Annotated in this window: 8 protein-coding genes; 5 read left to right on the plus strand and 3 right to left on the minus strand. The window is 49.3% G+C overall.

Annotated elements, in window-relative coordinates; genetic code table 11:
- The first annotated feature begins 8 nt into the window (after positions 1-8).
- The 5 genes from HY774_11955 to HY774_11975 all read left to right on the plus strand — a co-directional run bounded on the left by HY774_11955 (position 9) and on the right by HY774_11975 (position 12,641).
- Positions 9-2,828 (plus strand): hypothetical protein, encoded by a 2,820-nt coding sequence (locus HY774_11955; protein ID MBI4749196.1) that lies wholly within the window; start codon positions 9-11, stop codon positions 2,826-2,828.
- A 285-nt stretch (positions 2,829-3,113) separates the two neighbouring features.
- Positions 3,114-4,574: a DUF4157 domain-containing protein gene (locus HY774_11960; protein ID MBI4749197.1), complete on the plus strand. Its 1,461-nt coding sequence runs from the start codon at positions 3,114-3,116 to the stop codon at positions 4,572-4,574.
- A gap of 37 nt (positions 4,575-4,611) precedes the next feature.
- Positions 4,612-7,104 carry a hypothetical protein gene (locus HY774_11965; GenBank protein ID MBI4749198.1) on the plus strand — a complete coding sequence of 831 codons (2,493 nt, stop codon included), beginning with the start codon at positions 4,612-4,614 and terminating at the stop codon, positions 7,102-7,104.
- Positions 7,105-7,149: 45 nt separating this feature from the next.
- Positions 7,150-11,130 (plus strand): hypothetical protein, encoded by a 3,981-nt coding sequence (locus tag HY774_11970; protein ID MBI4749199.1) that lies wholly within the window; start codon positions 7,150-7,152, stop codon positions 11,128-11,130.
- Positions 11,131-11,273: 143 nt separating this feature from the next.
- The gene (locus HY774_11975; protein MBI4749200.1) at positions 11,274-12,641 is read left to right on the plus strand and encodes an ATP-binding protein; all 1,368 of its coding nucleotides are present in this window, start codon (positions 11,274-11,276) and stop codon (positions 12,639-12,641) included.
- Between the two features lie 14 nt (positions 12,642-12,655).
- On the opposite strand, the gene HY774_11980 is transcribed toward HY774_11975, so the two are convergent.
- The 3 genes from HY774_11980 to HY774_11990 all read right to left on the minus strand — a co-directional run bounded on the left by HY774_11980 (position 12,656) and on the right by HY774_11990 (position 17,408).
- Positions 12,656-14,494 carry an ATP-binding protein gene (locus tag HY774_11980; GenBank protein ID MBI4749201.1) on the minus strand — a complete coding sequence of 613 codons (1,839 nt, stop codon included), beginning with the start codon at positions 14,492-14,494 and terminating at the stop codon, positions 12,656-12,658.
- Positions 14,495-14,527: 33 nt separating this feature from the next.
- On the minus strand, positions 14,528-16,333 hold the full coding sequence (locus tag HY774_11985; GenBank protein ID MBI4749202.1) for an ATP-binding cassette domain-containing protein: 1,806 nt from the start codon (positions 16,331-16,333) through the stop codon (positions 14,528-14,530).
- Between the two features lie 100 nt (positions 16,334-16,433).
- Positions 16,434-17,408, minus strand: a complete 975-nt coding sequence (locus HY774_11990; GenBank protein MBI4749203.1) for a COX15/CtaA family protein — start codon at positions 17,406-17,408, stop codon at positions 16,434-16,436.
- Between the last annotated feature and the right edge of the window lie 337 nt (positions 17,409-17,745).

Consider the following 17,745-nt stretch of genomic DNA (forward strand, 5'->3'; position numbering starts at 1 on the left):
GGCAAACTATGTACACCACCGCTGAAAACCAACAAACCAGTCATTACCAGCCCAGGCAAAATGAAGCGGAAGCTTCCCAACTGACCGGATTGCACCAGCGGCCACAGGTTCAAGCCCAGCTTCAGCTTCAACAAAAACTTGATCAGAGCCCCCGAGTGACCGCCCAAACCAAACTGGCAGAAGAAATTACAAGCCGAAGTGCGCTTCAACGTCGGTTATCTCCAATCAATGCACCAATTCAGCGCACACTGGATGTGGATGTTCCCTATAAAGGCAGAACCAAATACCGCCGGAAAAGCGCGATTGAGAAAAATGTACCTCATAACCCATACAAAAACATCATCGTCAATATGTTGTATTATTGGGCTCAACTCAATGAGGAGCTTTCATTTGATTCCTGGGAAGACGCCATTCAAAAAGCGATGGCGGCAATTTATAACCTGAAGGACCACCCCAAATTTGACGAAATCTCAGAGTTACTTGAGGATACTGAGTTTGACAAAACACATATTCGCAAACTGCAATTACTTCTGCAGCAAGCGTTTGAGAGTGAAGATTTATCTCCAACCAAAGTTGAACCAATTGACGTGAAGAAAAAAGAAAAGATACCTGTGGTTGATATTGACGGGAACCTCCTGGAGCAAGAGGACCAGGAAGAAATGGTTCATCCAATATTTCTGGACCTGACTCAGGGCAAATACAATTTCATTATTGTCAAATTGCCGGACGAAGTTGACGAAGAGACGCTTCAAACCCCAGTGAAATACAAAGGCAAGAAATATCGCATTGATCTCATGGCAGGATCTTCGATCAAACCAGCGAAAGGGAAATCCAGCACGGTCTATGGTATTGAAGAAGGTAGTGTCGAAATGTTTAAGGATATGTTTGGGTATGAAGAATCATCGTACTACGCCCAACGGTCTTTATTTCCGCTCGTAAATGCTGGAGTTACGGGGAAAATCCGTGGCCGGGCCTACCCGATTGAAAAAGGAATGGAGCACACGTTTCGGCTCAAAGACGGAACGGAAATTCAGGTTGATGACGGGTGGGGTTACATCAAAAAGAGCCTGGCCGATAAAATGCAGCGCGGTGGGATGCAATATGAAAAACGGCAACCTGTCGCCCAGAGTGGAAAAGCCAGCCACCAGATGATGGAATGGTTTGATGAAGAAAATATTGATGTCATCAATGAACTGGTCCAGTGGGGCTTATCCCAATGGGTTCAAGGCTATCAGGAGTTTTTGCAGCAAAAACACAATGCTGGCACCAACGAATATTTCCAATCCAAGCGCTCTGTGATGAGCCTCTTGACCACGGGCAAACCACCAATGGAAATGGGAGTCGCCATGCCAGTGCCGGGGAAAAATGTCGTGATTCCCAAAGACCAGACCCGCTACACCAAACATCTTCCAGGTGAAATGTCGCTGATTCGCTCGCCAGTGGATAAGCAAAACTTCCATCCCATTTCAGCCAAAAACATCGAACAAAACACCAAAATCTCAAAACTGGTCGGCAATATCGAAGGCATTCAATACACCCTGACTGGACGCCAGGACGAGTTGCTCACATTTTTTAAGGGAATGGTCGGTGTCATTGACGACTCGTTGTGGCCGATAGACTGGAAAGGCGTAGATCTGGTTGTATCTTCAAAAGATCGAAAGCTTTATGAGAAATGGGTTCGCGACACATCGCTTGAGGAAGACGCCGAAGACGTGGTTGACCGTGAAACAGACCGCTCCTCAATGGGCAAAGCGATCCAGGATTTCACGATTGAAGGCACACTCGCCGCCATCCAGTGGTATGCCAAAGGAAGCTTTATCGGCGTTCCGGCCAAGATCCAAAAATGGCTTGGCGGAGATTACGACGGTGATGAAGTGGCCGCCATCTTTGGGAAGACCAACCCGCAACTGCAAGCATATATTCGGGATAAAGCCTATCAGGAACTGGAGATCAATCCAAAACTCCAGAAGACGTTTACCTACAACCCAAATTCGAGCCGTGCGAAACGCATGGTGGCAATGCGTTCGCCCAACGTCGGTAACTGGTCAAACATCGCGGCGTGGGTTCGATCATTACCATCGGAACTCAAAGTATGGTTGGCTGAACAAACCGCGGATGGACGACTGTTACCGGATGATGAAGAACTCAACAGTCTGGATGAACCTCAAAAGATGGAAAAGGAAATCCAGCTTGGTATTAAAGTCGGCACCGATGCGTATAAAACCTCAACAAACGTTAAGGAGTTTGAGAATCGGGCTCGATTGTACCTGTATTATCTCAAGACCAAAGCCAGGCCGATTATGCACAATAAGAAATTGCTGGATGTCTTTGACAAGGTTGGCGTGCTTCCGACCCTGACAGAGCCAGCCTGGCGGGACATGTTTTTCAGCTACGACGAAGTCAACAAAAATACTGGCGAGTACCTGATTAAAGGTGTGTCAGCCAGGGTGTTACAACAAATGCTCTGGAAATTGATTCCAGGCGATGAACTCCAAAATGCCGGCTCATATTACAATTTATGGAAAGAGGCAGAAGGTTTTGATGTCAGCGGCACAAGAGTTCCAAAGTCAGCTTTTTTACTCAATACTCTTCCCAGTGTGATTGATCATTACAACCAGGACTACAGTGGAGCAGCTCAAACCATCATCAACCAAATCTATTTTCCAGCAGTTCATAATTTTCAAATGTTCCAAAGAGCATTTCTGTCAGAAGGCCGAAAATACTGGAAGCTCTACAACACCAAGACTTTTAAGCTTGCCTTCGATCAGGATCCAGAGTGGCTATCAGGGCTGGTTCCGCTCTTGAAACGGTATTACTACGGCATGTGAAGATGAGAGGAATGTATGCAGACTTTTTCCGAAAAAAGCAGTGCTCCCGCCCACTCCGCCCGATCTATCTTTGCTGACCCAACCAGGGACACCATCCAGGGATTCGGAATGGAACTGGAATCAACCCCACTGAGCCCGATTCACGCCAAATTGAACCAGACTTCCAGTGCTGCGACTCAATTGAAACTCCAGGACCGTTTCAGCCAGAGCCCACGGCTGGTGGCACAAACCAAACTCGGAGAAAAGCTGGCGCAACGGAAAGCTCCGATTCAGGCCAAATGCGATATGTGCGAGGTTTCCGAATCAGAAGAAAAGCTCAAGAAACTCAAAAAAGAATCTGACCCTGGCGAAGACGAAGACGATACCGTCATCCAGTCCAAAGCGACAGATAGCCCGACGTCACCGGAAACGCCAGTTCCAGTCGCGAATAACACAGGTCTTCCAGATACCCTCAAAACCGGTATCGAATCGCTTTCCGGTATATCGCTTGATGACGTCAATGTTCATTACAATTCGTCACAACCAGCCCAGTTGCAGGCGCTGGCGTATACCCAGGGAACGGACATCCACGTTGGCCCCGGGCAGGAACAGCATCTCGCCCACGAAGCGTGGCACGTTGTCCAGCAAAAACAGGGCCGGGTTCAGCCAACGACGCAACTGCAAGACGTAGCCATCAATGACGACTTTGGCCTGGAACGCGAAGCCGATGTGATGGGAGGGAAAGCCCTGCAAGCCAAAGCAGAAAGGGGATTAAAACTTCATCCATCGGAAAACCAGACCGTAGCGGCGTCTTCAGTGGCACAGCTATTTGAAATGGAAACAGCAGACGGTACCTGGGATTTCAGCGACTATGCGATCCAGAACAAAGGATGGAGGGGGCTGACCGAACACACCTTAACGTATCGTCCAAAAGATGGGATTGGAGAAGACAAAATCGCGCTCATCCAGGTCGTCCAGTCCAATATTGATGGTGAAATTATACATTTAGACAAAACCTCCGAAGCTCGAACCAGCCCCGAAACAGGGTTTCGAATTGATAACTTTACCGATTCGAATAATCCAATCTTTGGTGCGGCTTCTGCAAAATCCCTCACAGAGACCCCGATTCAGGATGATACCTACCAGATCGGAGGCAAACTTAACAAAGGAACATCCCGTCGAAAACAGGTTGTCACGCAAGAACCCTGGCGACTCGATAACCCAGGATTGGGGATAAAAGATCTCAACAAACAAAAGGCACTCAGCTTACCAATGGGGCAAACCTTCATTACCGCCGCGTACAATCTGGCAACGGGTCAATACCTTGGATCCATTGCCTATGGCTGGGCTCAAGAACAAGACGGGGAACCTCAATTGTTAGAAATGACCTACACCACTGGCGGGGTTTCAGGTGTCTTTTTATCGGCTGTATCACAATGGAACAAAGGTAAAACCAAAGGGAATCAGAATCTCCAATTACCAGTACCTGAAGGCGTTAAAGTCCAATCATTTCAAAAGGAAGAAGACAATATTGTCGAAGATCTCGACGAAATCGAAGACAACCAGATGGAAATGGACGATATGGAGATGGGCGGGCAGGAATTGAGCTTTGAGGAATGGATACAGCAACTACAACACTGGTTCTTCCAGGAATACGGTGCAAATCTTTCTGATTACCCGGATGAACCCTATCAGCTTGAATATGAAGAAGGAATGTCTCCCCAGGACTTTTATGATCAGTACCTGGCAAACGGGAAAGCATTCTGACCTGAACCCTGAACCCTGAACCCTGAACCCTCAAAATATGGCTGAACCACTGACGATCAATCCGACACCGCCGCTCAATAAAGGGCTTGACTATGCTTACCTGAAAACCACGGGTATTGAACTCGTGCAACAATTGTCAGGCAATATCTGGACTGATTATAACGAGCACGATCCAGGGGTGACCACGCTTGAGCAGCTTTGTTATGCCTTGACGGAACTGTCGTATCGGGCTGAATTTCCAATGGCGGACCTTCTGACCAATCGAAACGGCTCGATCAACTCGCGTCAGCAGGCGCTGTTTATTCCGAAGCGAATCCTACCCTGTAACCCGGTGACGAATAATGACTTCCGAAAAATCCTGCTTGACCGTGTTCCAGAGCTTGCCAACATCTGGTTGATTCCACATCAGGCCAAAATTGCCAGAAAGCAGGTCAACGGCCTGTATGACGTCTATGGGTACGCACCTTCGACCCATCACCACTGTGAGAATGAGGATGAGCCCGCCCGGCAACATGTGAAAAATCGGGTCCGGCAGGTGTACAACCGGTTTCGAAGCCTCTGTGAAGACCTCCGAAAGATCACTCTGTTGCAGCCACTCAAAACAGTGGTTTCTGGAATAGTCACCATCAATGAAAGCCGAACTCCGGAAGCAATCCTGGCTGGCATCTTTTTCAACTTAGGCAATTTTCTGGCGCCGGAAATCCCACGCACATCGCTCAAATCTCTGGTTCGTCAGGGCGTTCCAACCGATCAAATTTTTAACGGCCCGTTGCTCTACGAAGGCTTCATTGACGACGCCCAGTTGCAGCCCAAACCTACGGTCATCAAAGGACAGGACGTGGTGCGGGTCATCGCCAATTGTCCAGGGGTTTCAAGCGTGAAAGATGTCACCATCCGCGTCGAGCCCCCAGGAAAAACCATCACCGCCCAGGGTTCGATTGACATTCCAATGCGGGACATCCCCGACCTTGACACCTCACCCAATACCCGGCGCGGAGGGTTTTCAATTCGGTTATTCAAAAACGGTGTTGAGTACTTCCCAGACCCAACGCGGGTCAAACGCGAATTAAAGAAACTCTGGGCTGAATATCGCCGAAGGTATCCGCTGCAACCTGAGTACGAAGAACTGTTTGGCTTCCCAAAAGGGCAATTTCGTGACCTGGAGCAGTATTATTCGATCCAGAATCAGTATCCGAATGTCTATGGCATCAGCGAATATGGATTGCCTTCAGCGGCTTCGGAGGTTCGGCGCGGACAGGCCAAACAACTCAAAGGCTATCTGCTGGTTTTTGAACAACTGCTGGCAGATTACTTTTCGCAACTGGCTCAAGCCAAAGACCTTTTTTCAACCCGTTCGGATCTGGACGCCACGTATTTTTTTCAGTACCTGATCAAATCAGTCCCCAACGTCAAACCGTTGCTGGGCGAAGAATACTTCACTGGATTGCCTGAATTGATTGCCAGCCAGGATCCAGTGATGGAACGCCGCAATCGATTTCTTGACTTCCTGCTGGCCCTTTTTGCTGAACGACTTGATGCGGATTCCATCATTGATTCAACCAACCCGAATCAGGAAGCCAGCCCTTCCGGCGAACAATTGCTCCAGGCCAAACTGGCGTTGCTCCAGCATCTGGTGACCAGCACCCAAAAGCGTGGAAGCGGATTTGATTACCTGGCGCCGCCGCTGCCGCGCAACATTGCTGGGATGGAAATCAAATGCCGGATTCAGCTTGGAATGGAGGTTTACCCCGAACGCCCATTGATTGACATCCTTGAAGAACAGGCCCTGGAACTGGTTGAAACTGAGGCCAAAGCCACCGTAGGCCGGAGCATGAGCCGTCATTCCGATCATATTTCCGAACACTTTACCGGTGTCACGGCCCCAACCGAAGCCGAGACGTCTTCCCAAATGCCGCCCTTGCTGCGCGGCCAATCGTTTACCGAAGACTTCCTGCACGCCGCCAGCGAGCACGCCAGCTTTCGAACCGGCATCTTGCCCGGAGATACTTCAACCGCCGTGGTGTGCAAGTCTCCGAATGAAAAAAACTGGCGACTGGTCGGGAAATACAGCGACCCGGAGACCGCCCAGGCCAGCGTAACGGCTCTGGTCAATCTGGTGCAAAAACTGCGGCGATTTAGCCAGCAACTGTACATCATCGAACATACCTTGCTGCGCTTTGGTCGTGCCGACCGAAAAACACCTCCGGCTTCAACCAGCCAGGAAGTCGAACGTGAAAGCCCGCGAGACCCACAGCCATTTCACTACAGTTTTACCATCACGGCGGTGCTGTGCCTTCCGAATTGCGGACCGGATTCTGAGAATTATCAAGATCAGGTCCGTGAAATCATTCGTCAAAACACGCCGTCACACATCCTGGATCAATATTGCTTTCTGAAACCCTGGCAACTGTACCGGTTTGAAGCGCTGTACTGGGCGTGGCGACAGGCGCTCGAACAAGAAAATCTGTGGAAACTGATTGTTGCCTCAAACCGGCTGACGCGGTTTTTGGAAAAGCATACACAATTTTAAAAGAGAGAAAGCGGCGTCAAGCCGCCGCACTCCGACGCACTCCAAATGCACCACTCACTTCGCAAACAAACCTTTGAAATCGAGGCCGCCAACGAACAACTCGCGATGGCGCTCCAATCCAGCCTGGGCGACATCAATCGGCGGTCGCTGGTTCCGGTCATCGAACGCGTCCTCAATGAAGTCTCAATCCCAGGCCAGACCATCAAGATTTCAAAGGTCAAGGTTGACCTGGGTACGATTCCATTTCAACAACTTGAGGAAACGGCGGCTAAACGGCTGTATCACGAACTCCTGCGGGCACTGACGGATGCCATTGCCGACATTACCCAAAACCCAACGCCGGAAAATCGAACCCGATCCGAAAAAGAAAGCCTGTTGGGACAGGTTGAACACTTCCTGGTTCAAGGCACACTTCCATTTGGGTCCACCGGGGCAGGTCAATTTTCATTTGAACGACAGGTACTTCACCTGGCTGAAACCAACCCTGAAGGACTGGTCGAACTGGTCAAAACCCATAGCCATCAGCGGTATGTCATCGAACGGCTCCTGTACCAGCTTGGTGAGGCTGCCCTACGCCGGCTGCTCTTTTTGCTGGAGCCGGAACACGCAGCGTTGATTCTCGCTTATATGGTGAACCTTCAGGCCGTCCACGAGATCCAACCGGTGCTGGCGCTGAACAAAAAGCAATTTTCGCATCTCTTGTGGGTGCTGGTACTTGGCTATCTCGCCCAGGAGCACGGGTCACAGTTTAACCGCAAAAGCTTTGTCAAATCCGTGCTCGAAAGCATGGCCGAAAGCGAAGGGCTCAATTTTCTCCATATTCTGATCACACTCCATTTTGGGTTGCAGCAAACCGAGAAAGACCTTTCGCCAAAGACGTCGCTGCCAGCCGTGATTGGCGAACTCATTCATGAATTCCAATCGAGTATTCAGAGCATGCTTGAAAGCGCTCCTCCGCAATCCATTCCACCTGAAGCCATCAAACATTTTCACCTTGAGTTATCCAGAACGCTCGGCACATCTGGTCAGGAATCAGTGGAAATAAAACCAGAACATGTTTTAGATCAGGGACATAACCAGGAAATCTGGCAACTGGTTGAAAGTTATCTTGTATATGGGGCACTCCCCTTCGGCACCAGGCCAGAGCCCCCTGTTTCATTTGAAATGCTGGTGCTGAAACTGGCGGAAACACTTCCTCAGCGGTTTGTGACCTTGATTCAAACCTATGGTCAGCATCGTCAGATTCTTGAGCGGCTGGTTCTGCGCCTTGATGAAGCAGCACTCCGGCGAATATTGCAGCTCCTTGAACCCGAACATGCGGCGTTGATACTGGCCTACCTGCTTAATCTTCGGGAAGTCCATCGGGTCCAGCCGGTGTTGCCATTGGGTGATATCCAGTTTTCCAACCTGCTCTGGTTGCTGGTGCTGTCATATCTGGTTCAGGAACGCGGTTCGCAATTTAACCGCAAGACCTTTGTCAAAACCCTGCTTGAAGGCATGTCAGAACGCGAAGGACTCGATTTTCTCCAGATTCTGACCACACTGAGCCTTGGCCTCCAACAAACTGAGAAAGTGCTCTCGCCGAAATCTTCGCTCCCAGCCATCATTCGCGAGTTAGTGAATGACTTTCAAAAAAGCGAATTGAATGAGACAGTTACATCCTCAACCAAACCGGCATTGGAAAGAAGGGTTGAGACCGGTACTCAGCGCGGCTGGCTCAATACCTATGACTGGATGGATGCCGTTCGCTATTTCCTCAAATATGGGGTTTTGCCCTGGAGCGAACGACTGCGAAATCTGAATGTGACGGTGGCGGAGGTGTTTCAATCACTCACTCGATTGACGGCAATTCAAATCAGGCAGGTCCTTCAGGTTTTTCCAGGTGAGCCGGTAGCCGGAATCCGGCACCTGGTGGAATACCTCACTGAAGCACAGGTGGTGCAACTGATTCGAATACTGCTTCCACAACTTCAACAGGCAGACCATCCGCTGGCTGAATCGCTGGTTTTTTTTGCCGGGCAAACCTCAGACAAAACAACATTTTACAGCCGACTTCTGATTGCCATTCTGGAAAACCAGCCGCTTGATTTTGAACAGTTTGCAAGTGATGAAACGGCTTCGTTTCAGCAACCGTCAACAACGACCAAACCACATCAGTGGCCGCCGCATCAGCTTAAATCCCAGATTGTTTCGTGGTTGAGTGCTGGGGATTTCAAGCCTGATCCGCGATTCCCGCTGGTTGATTTATTTGAGGCGCTCTTTCGGTTCCATCCCGGTCAGGCCAGTCATTTTCTTGAGAAACTTCAGCGGATTCCCGGATTTGGCGAAAAAATCGCTCACCAGTGCACCGGTGAAGACGGTGTTCGACTGGTTGAATTATTCCATTCGGAGCAATCCACGACGCTCAATCTCTGGCTGAAGATCTTGACCCGGATTCCAGCCTCGACCTGGCCGCTTCCGAACGCCCAGCGGGTGCAGGTATTTCTTGGTCAGGTCCTGGCCTTGAAGAAAGGAACACCGCTCACCAGAGCCTTTTTCCTCCGGCTGCTAAGGCGATTGTTTGGATTTCCGCTCCCACCTGAGATTGTCCAATTCTTTCTGGATGAACTCGATACGTGGGGTTCCAAAGGGAAAATGCCGGCAGCCGTGGTTGCCGCCTTTCGCGAAGCACTCGCCCTGATCAATGAAGGCAATCAAGTCAGTGATATTCTGCCGGCTCTGTTTGAACCAGCCACCTCGGCTTCGGTTGAAGCGATCCAGTTTCAAATTGCAGTGCAAACTTATTTGCTCGGCGAGGACTTTCCGACTGAATTTGTCAGTGCCAGTCCAGAGGCGGATTTTCAACCGATGGAACGAGACGAGCTGCACCACCGGGCACTTGTGTTCCTGGAGAAATTTCCCGAAGCGGCACATTCCGCCGTCAGTCGCCATCTTTCATCGCCTGAAAAACGCGAGTACTGGGTCAAATCGCTCCCAGAATCAGCTCTTGTCCGGCTGGTCTATTTGTTTGAGCCAGTGCAATGTCGCAGCCTGATTGATGCGGCTGAAGTATTATTTTCAGCCTGGATCGAAGTCGCCCCGCCAAATAGTCCAATGTTGTCAGGACGGCCTTTATTTTGGCGGTTTCTGCTTGAATTTCTGGCTGAAACCACCAGTTCGACCCGCTCAGTCAAGCGGATGGTGACAATGTACTTTAAGTTCTTTGCCCGGCAGCTTTTTGCAACGATCCCTGGAAGTGTTGAGAGTATTTCAGTTGGAAGGGAATTGCTCAACCAGGCGCGACACCGGGCAAGCGTCAAAGGCCACGCCGGGTTGCGAGCAATCTTTCAAACAGATGAAAAATTGCTGCTTACGATTTGGGAAGCCACACTTGGCGCCGGGGAGAGCCAGGACCGGCCCGAACCGGAACGTGAACCCAAACCCGCCTCGGCTCAAACAGCCACGTCCACCCGGAAAATCCGAGGAAAAACAGCGTTTGGTCTCCCCACCACTTCAGAAGTGATTGCCATTGGCGAGCCAATTTATATTTCGAATGCCGGTCTGGTGCTCACCGCCCCATTCCTGCCTTTTTTGTTTCAAAATCTGGATCTCCTTACCCAGGATGACAAAGGAAAGATGTCGTTTCGGGATAGGGAAGCCATCACCCGAGGCGTGCATTTATTGCAATACCTGGTTGACGGCAGCACGGCAACCCCGGAACCGCTGCTGGTCCTGAATAAGATCCTGTGTGGTGTGCCGGTTCCAACCCCCATCGAACAAATATACACACCCACGGAAAAAGAACTGGAGATGTGTGACACGCTGCTGAAATCCATCATTGCCAACTGGAAAATCATTTCCAATACTTCGGTTGCCGGATTGCAGGAAACGTTTCTCCGACGGGAAGGAAAGCTGGAACGTGCGGCTGACCGCTGGACGCTCCATATTCAGCGCAAAACGGTGGATATTCTGGTTGATCAACTGCCGTGGGGCATTTCAGTTGTCTTTCATCGCTGGATGGAACAGCCGGTGTATGTGACGTGGTGACAAGAATGAGGGTTCAGGGTTCGGGGTTCGGGGAAAACAACGAAAAAGACGAAAAGGACAAAAAGGACAAAAAGGACTTAAATTCGAAAACCCCGAACCCCGAACCCCGAACCCCGAACCCCGAACCCCGAACCCCGAACCCTATGAATCCAGAAACCCTTCTCGCCAACGCCCACTGTATTCAGGCCGAAATTGCCTGGTTTCGGGAACTCCTGGAACAACGGCTCTTGCTGCACGCCGAAGAAAAATCAAATGGTGATTTGCTTTCTGATCTACCGCCGCCGGTTTTGACTGAAAACCAGTCCCCCTATGCGGAAACAATCCAGCGATTTGAAATGGGAGCGGCTGAGCGGCTGGTGTTGATCCTGAGTTTTATTCCGCATATCAAACCCGGAATCCTGGATCCGTTTTTTATCCAGAATCAATCGGTGCAGCGACGGTTTACCGAATTCGGCGGGATGGTTGGAATGGCTCACGGGGGGTTTCTTCCAACCGGTGAAACCGCCATGTTTTTGCTGGCCGGAGATAACATCCCCATCCGTCTGAAATACCATTATCTCTTTCACCATGAACATTTTCTGTATGCACACCAGATTCTCCACCTTGACCATCGGCATCAGGAAGAACCGCTGCTCTCATCGGCCTTGCGAATGACTCCCGTCTATCTGGAGCGGCTTACAACCGGTGGAACCTACCATCCGCCGCTAAGTCAGGAATTTCCGGCTCAACTGATTACCACGCCCTATGGGTGGGAAGACCTGGTTTTGGAAACTGGAACCCGGCAGGAAATTGATGACATCGTGACCTGGATCACGCATCAAGACACGTTACTCAATGAATGGCAGCTCCGGGATCGGCTCAAATCCGGGTTTCGGTCCTTGTTTTACGGACCACCGGGAACGGGGAAAACCCTGACGGCCAGCCTGCTCGGGAAAGCGACTGGATTGCCGGTGTATCGGGTTGATTTGTCAAAAGTGGTGTCAAAATACATCGGCGAAACCGAGAAGAATCTGGCCAGTTTGTTTGACCACGCCCAACACCAGAACTGGATTTTGTTCTTTGACGAAGCAGATTCGCTGTTTGGAAAACGAACCGAATCACGCAACGCCAACGACCGGGCGGCCAATCAGCAAATTTCCTACCTGTTGCAGCGCATCGAAGACTTCCCCGGAATCGCCATCCTGGCCACCAATATGCGATTTCACCTTGATGAAGCGTTTGCCCGCCGGTTTCAGTCAGTGGTTCATTTTCCAATGCCCGGCTATCAACAACGCCTGCGCCTGTGGGAAGATAATTTCAAAAACAAGCCGTACCCGTTGGCGGCAGACGTCAATTTCTCCCGACTGGCCCGTGAGTATGAACTTTCAGGTGGGAGCATCATCAATGTGCTGCGGTATGCCTGTTTAAAAGCTGTCGTGCGGACTCCGCCAATGATTTATTTCCAGGATTTGCTGTCAGGCATCAGCCGCGAGCTGCATAAGGAAGGGAAGTCATTGCAGCATCAACACTAAAGTCATCAAGATTGTTATTGATGTTTTCCAAAGGCAGAAAAATCGGCAAAGATCTCCTGGATATCTTTAAAAACTTCAGAACCAGATTCTAAAGCAACCTGGATATAAGCTCTTTTTGCTTGATCAATGGGTTGTTTCACATCTTTAAGAAATCTATTTAAAATGTTTTTTCCTGGAATTAATGTCTTCCATTCGTCAGCATTTTTTAAGGATTCTTCTAGTTTGAGAGCGATGGTCCGTGTTGTAGTTTCAACTTGGCTCTGATCAAGTTTGTGCTTTACCCGATTGGATTCAGCAACTGCACGTTCGGCAATTAGTTGCAATAATTCACCTAAAGGCTTTGAGTGACAATCACGGGGCATAAGATCAACATTCCCAATGTTTTTTCGCATTTCTGCCGATACATAAAGCGCAACAGCATAGGGAATGTTTTCTTTAGCTAAATCAAGTATTTTCTTTCGAATTTGGTCTGGGGATCGAAGATCAGATTTCTCTTCAATAAATAATTTCTCAAATGCTTTTGCCCATACCTGCTCATCAAGAAAATAGTTTTCGAGATGATACCGGCTAAGGTATCGAATTCTACTATTTACAGTGTTTTCCACAGACTCTTTAGGGTCTGAGAGAGGAATAGCATCACGATCCCGCAGCATAAAGAATTCAACCCCCCATAAAGTCTTCTGCAAAACCTTTGTATTTAAAAGATCAAAGCTCTGGATGACATGTTTCCCTTCAGACGGAAGAAGCACAAAATCCGAAAACTGTTTTTCCACAATAGACTTATAGACCAATACATCAAGGCTATTTGTCTTACCTTCAATCAAAACAATCTTCTTCCCAAGCGAGAGCACTCCCAATGAATGCCCTAATAGTTGAAGTGCTTCAACAATCTCATCATCAGCTTTGACGGGTAAGGCTTGATTCTCACCGTTTGTTCCTGGTGGTTTAATAAACACAACCGAGTAAGGGAGAGAAGAAGTTATGATGTGAGAGGAATGAGTACAGTAAATAAACTGATTTCTTGGTGAAACGTCCTGTAGTGCCTGAAGAAGCCTTTTAGCTAACTCAGGATGAAGGTGCAACTCAGGTTCATCAAACAAAACGATGCAATCGGATGGTGACCGGAAGAGAAAATCAAAAACAATATTTACAACCTCCCTTTCCCCTGAGCTTAAATTTTCAATGGGAATAATTTGACCATTTTCAGAAAAATTGAGTTTTTGATTGCGAAGATCAGGGTCCAAAAGTACTTTGGAGGTAAGTAGCTGAGAGAACGCCAACTTATAAGGCATTAAAATGTCTGGAAAATCTAGTTTCATTTCTGAATGCCCAGATTTCCTTAATTCTTTTGCCTGTTCAGCTATTTTATTATTCTGCGCATTTAGCATTTGCAAAAGGGAATGAACTGTGTTCTCAAATCTATCCTTCAAAGGACTAATAGGAGTATTCCAATTTATTTTGTCTTGGGATGGGTCATGATTGCTTGGGGGAAGTGAGCAATTAGAGATTCGGTCAATAAACCTTCGGCTTTCTATCAAAATAAAACTACTCTGCCAGTTTGTTTTTTGTTGTTGCTTACTCACAGTACTAAATAGAAGTCGTTTATCTTGGTGTACATTAGTATCTAATGTTGACTTTTTCCAACGACCCTTTTCTAGATCCGTTGTTGCTTCAATAATAAGTTGGGTCGTCTCATTTTCACGACTGGTGCTTATAAGCTCAATAATTGCCCTGATAATTCTGGTTTTACCTACACCATTTTGGCCAGCAATAACAACTCTGTGTGTTAGATTATCTACTTGGAAGCATTGAATTGGTGGATGATTTTTGATGTTGATAGATTTTATTTTCATAACTCCTTCCACAAACTTACTTTTTTAAGTTGCCTAAACTGACGCCAGTACATCCGTCGTTGGGCTGTCATCACGGAACTGCATGGTGTACAGCTTTTGATACAACCCGTTTTGCTCGATCAATTCCTGGTGCGAGCCGGATTCGACAATGCGGCCTTCGTTGAGGACCAGAATCCGATCTGCCCGGCGCACGGTTGAAAGGCGATGCGCAATCACAAACGTGGTGCGGCCTTCCATCAAGGTTTCAAGCGCGTCCTGGACCAGCCCTTCCGACTCGGAATCAAGCGAACTGGTCGCTTCGTCGAGAATTAAAATTCGTGGGTTCTTCAACAGGGCTCTGGCAATTGCGATGCGCTGACGTTGCCCGCCGGAGAGTTTGACGCCGCGTTCGCCAACCACGGTTTCATATCCATCAGGGAAACTCATGATGAAGTCATGAGCATTTGACGCCTGAGCCGCCTGTTCGATTTCTTCGCTGGTCGCTTCAAGTCGGCCATAGGCAATATTTTCACGAATCGTCCCGCTAAAGAGCGTTGTTTCCTGAGGCACAATCCCGATATTGGTGCGCAATTCTTTGAGTTTCCACTGGGTTACCGGGATTCCATCCACCAGAATCGAGCCGGCGTTCACGTCAAAAAATCGGGGCAAGAGCGAAATGACCGTGGTTTTCCCGGCGCCGCTCGGTCCAACCAGCGCGATGATTTCTCCCGAGTTGGCCGTGATATTGAGATTTTGCAGCACGGTCACATCTGGACGGGTCGGGTAGGCAAAGGCGACGTTGCGAAATTCAACCAGTCCTTGCACTGGCGAGACCTGTCTGGCATCCGGGGCATCTTTGATTTCCGGGATGGTTTGGAACAACTCGACCACTCGTTGTGAAGCACCAAGCGTCTGGTTGAATTCTCCGTAGAGTTCGGTGAAGGCGCCAAGCGCCGTTCCCACCACCGAAGTGTATAAAAAGAAAGATGTTATCTGACCCAGCGTCATTTTCCCGGCCACCACCTGCTGCAAACTGAACCAGAGCAACAACACAATCCCGTTAAACAAAATAAAGACAATAAACGCACTAAACCCGCCTCGCGCCAGTGCCCGTCGAAGTGCATGCCCGAGCGATGATTCAATGTGCTTTTTATAGCGTGACACCTCAAACTCTTCGCGGACAAAGGATTGCACGATTCGGATGTTCGCAATCGCTTCGTCGAGGATGGCCGAGGCTTCGGCAACCTGGTCTTGAACTCGGGTGCTGATGCGGCGAATCCCGCGCCCGAAAAATGCCGCCGCGCCAACCAGAAAGGGGATAATCACCAGCAGCGTCATGGTCATCCGAAAATTGGTAATGCACATCAGCGTTACGCCACCAGTAAACACAATCAACTGCCGCAGGGCTTCAGCCAGATTGAGTGTCGTGCCAGATTGAATCAGCGTGATGTCGGATGAAACTCGGGATGTCAATTCGCCAATTCGCTGGTTGCTGTAAAAACTGAGGCTTAATTTCAGCAAATGGTCAAAGAGGTCACGACGCAGGTCCGCCACCAGTCGCTCGCCGATGTAGACCAGAAAGTAAGTCCGACCAAAGCTGAAAAGCGACTGCACCGTCAGCATTCCGACCAGAAACAGGAGCGTGCGGTTGAGTTCACGGGTGTCTTTGAGGGTAAATGCCGAATCGAGCAGGCGACCAACAAAGTAGGGAAACATAAGCGCAATCGTGCCGGCCAGCAGCAGACAGATAAAGGCCATGAAAAAGGTGCCGTAATAGGGCTTTCCATATTTCCCAAAGAGCTGAAGTGCGGCCTTCGTAGCTCCCTGACGATCAACCAGCGGTGTTACTTCTTTTTTCACGTGTAAATCCAGTGTGGTTCAGTGGTTAGGGTTTCAAAGACATAAAGGACATAAAGGACATAAATTCGAAAACCCGGAAGCGCGGAAGCGCGGAACCCGATTATGCTCCAACCAGTCCGTTTTCGATGTGCTCCAGGCTTTGGGAATCAGCCGTGGCGATTGGGGTGTCTGAAAGCGCCGCCGTTCCCATCAACACAAAGGTCACCCATAACATATCGGCGAACAGTAAATGCACCATTTGCAACCAGATCGGTGCCAGGAGCGCCACATTGATCACTCCGGCGACAAATTGAATCATCACCAAACCGATGAGAAGCTGTCCCAGTCGTTTGACAGCTTTGGTTTTGACCAGTTGTTCGAGCAAAACCGCCGAAAATATCGAATAAAATCCCACAATAATGGCAATAATCGGATGCCAGATGCGCAGTCTCAATAAGATATGCGAGGTTGGCGACATATCCTGGTTGAAGCCTTCCAGTAAGGATCTGGAGGGAAAGAGCGTATCACCCAGAGCCGTGATTGCTCCGCTAACACCTAAAATGAGAAGTCCAATAATACCGACTGAAACGAGAACCGTGGCCATTGATCGTTTCCATTCAATGGCCTTGCCACCAGTTACCCACCAGGCTGTCATGGCGAGTGAAGCCAGGAGCAGAAAGGTATTGACCAGGTGGACCGACAAATATGCCGCCCGCATCATGGAGGTATTTCCCGCCACCAGCTTGAACAAAACCAGTCCGGCACCGATTAAGGCTTCGGCAAATATAAAAAAGAGCGAAAGCGTGGCCCCGGTTCGGGCAATGTGTTTTTTCGGAAAGGCACGAAAAACCCAAATACTCAGCGCAACGACCACAATGAGCGCCACACCGCTCGTCGTTCGATGGGCAAACTCAATCAGAGTTTCAATCTCTTTGGCCCTTGGGAAAACTTCTCCGTTACACAACGGCCAGTGATTGCCACAACCAGCCCCAGAACCAGTCGCCCGGACATAGGCACCCCATAAAATGACACCAATGTTATAGACCAGGACGAACCAGGCAAATTGAATTAAACGCGTAGGCTTTTGATTAGTCATATGTTTTGGGCTGAGGGCTTGGGGCCATAAGCGCCAGGATAAGGAAACAAAGCCCCATCTGGACAAGGGGGGACAAGCGGACAAGGGGACAAGGAGAAAAAATATTCTCCCGCTCCCACCGTCGGGAGGATCTCCTTGTCTCCTTGTCTCCTTGTCTCAAACAGGCTCACATTTTCTTATCCTGGCGCTTATGGGACTTGGGGTTTGGGGCTGAGGGCTTGGGGCTTTTCAAGGCTAAATGGCTGGAAAACAGGTACTTCCCTTAGCCCCAAGCCCCATACCCTCAGCCCAAATTGAAAAGGGGCGAACATTGAATAAGTGATGCTGGTCAAGCTTG

This window comes from Acidobacteriota bacterium (assembly GCA_016208495.1).
Lineage (GTDB): Bacteria > Acidobacteriota > Blastocatellia > Chloracidobacteriales > Chloracidobacteriaceae > JACQXX01.

What these genes read in the sequence shown, in the direction of transcription:
- HY774_11955 (MBI4749196.1), top strand. Translation starts at nt 9, where the DNA reads ATGTACACCACCGCTGAAAACCAACAAACCAGTCATTACCAGCCCAGG.
- HY774_11960 (MBI4749197.1), top strand. Translation starts at nt 3,114, where the DNA reads ATGTGCGAGGTTTCCGAATCAGAAGAAAAGCTCAAGAAACTCAAAAAA.
- HY774_11965 (MBI4749198.1), top strand. Translation starts at nt 4,612, where the DNA reads ATGGCTGAACCACTGACGATCAATCCGACACCGCCGCTCAATAAAGGG.
- HY774_11970 (MBI4749199.1), top strand. Translation starts at nt 7,150, where the DNA reads ATGCACCACTCACTTCGCAAACAAACCTTTGAAATCGAGGCCGCCAAC.
- HY774_11975 (MBI4749200.1), top strand. Translation starts at nt 11,274, where the DNA reads ATGAATCCAGAAACCCTTCTCGCCAACGCCCACTGTATTCAGGCCGAA.
- HY774_11980 (MBI4749201.1), bottom strand. Translation starts at nt 14,494, where the DNA reads ATGAAAATAAAATCTATCAACATCAAAAATCATCCACCAATTCAATGC.
- HY774_11990 (MBI4749203.1), bottom strand. Translation starts at nt 17,408, where the DNA reads ATGACTAATCAAAAGCCTACGCGTTTAATTCAATTTGCCTGGTTCGTC.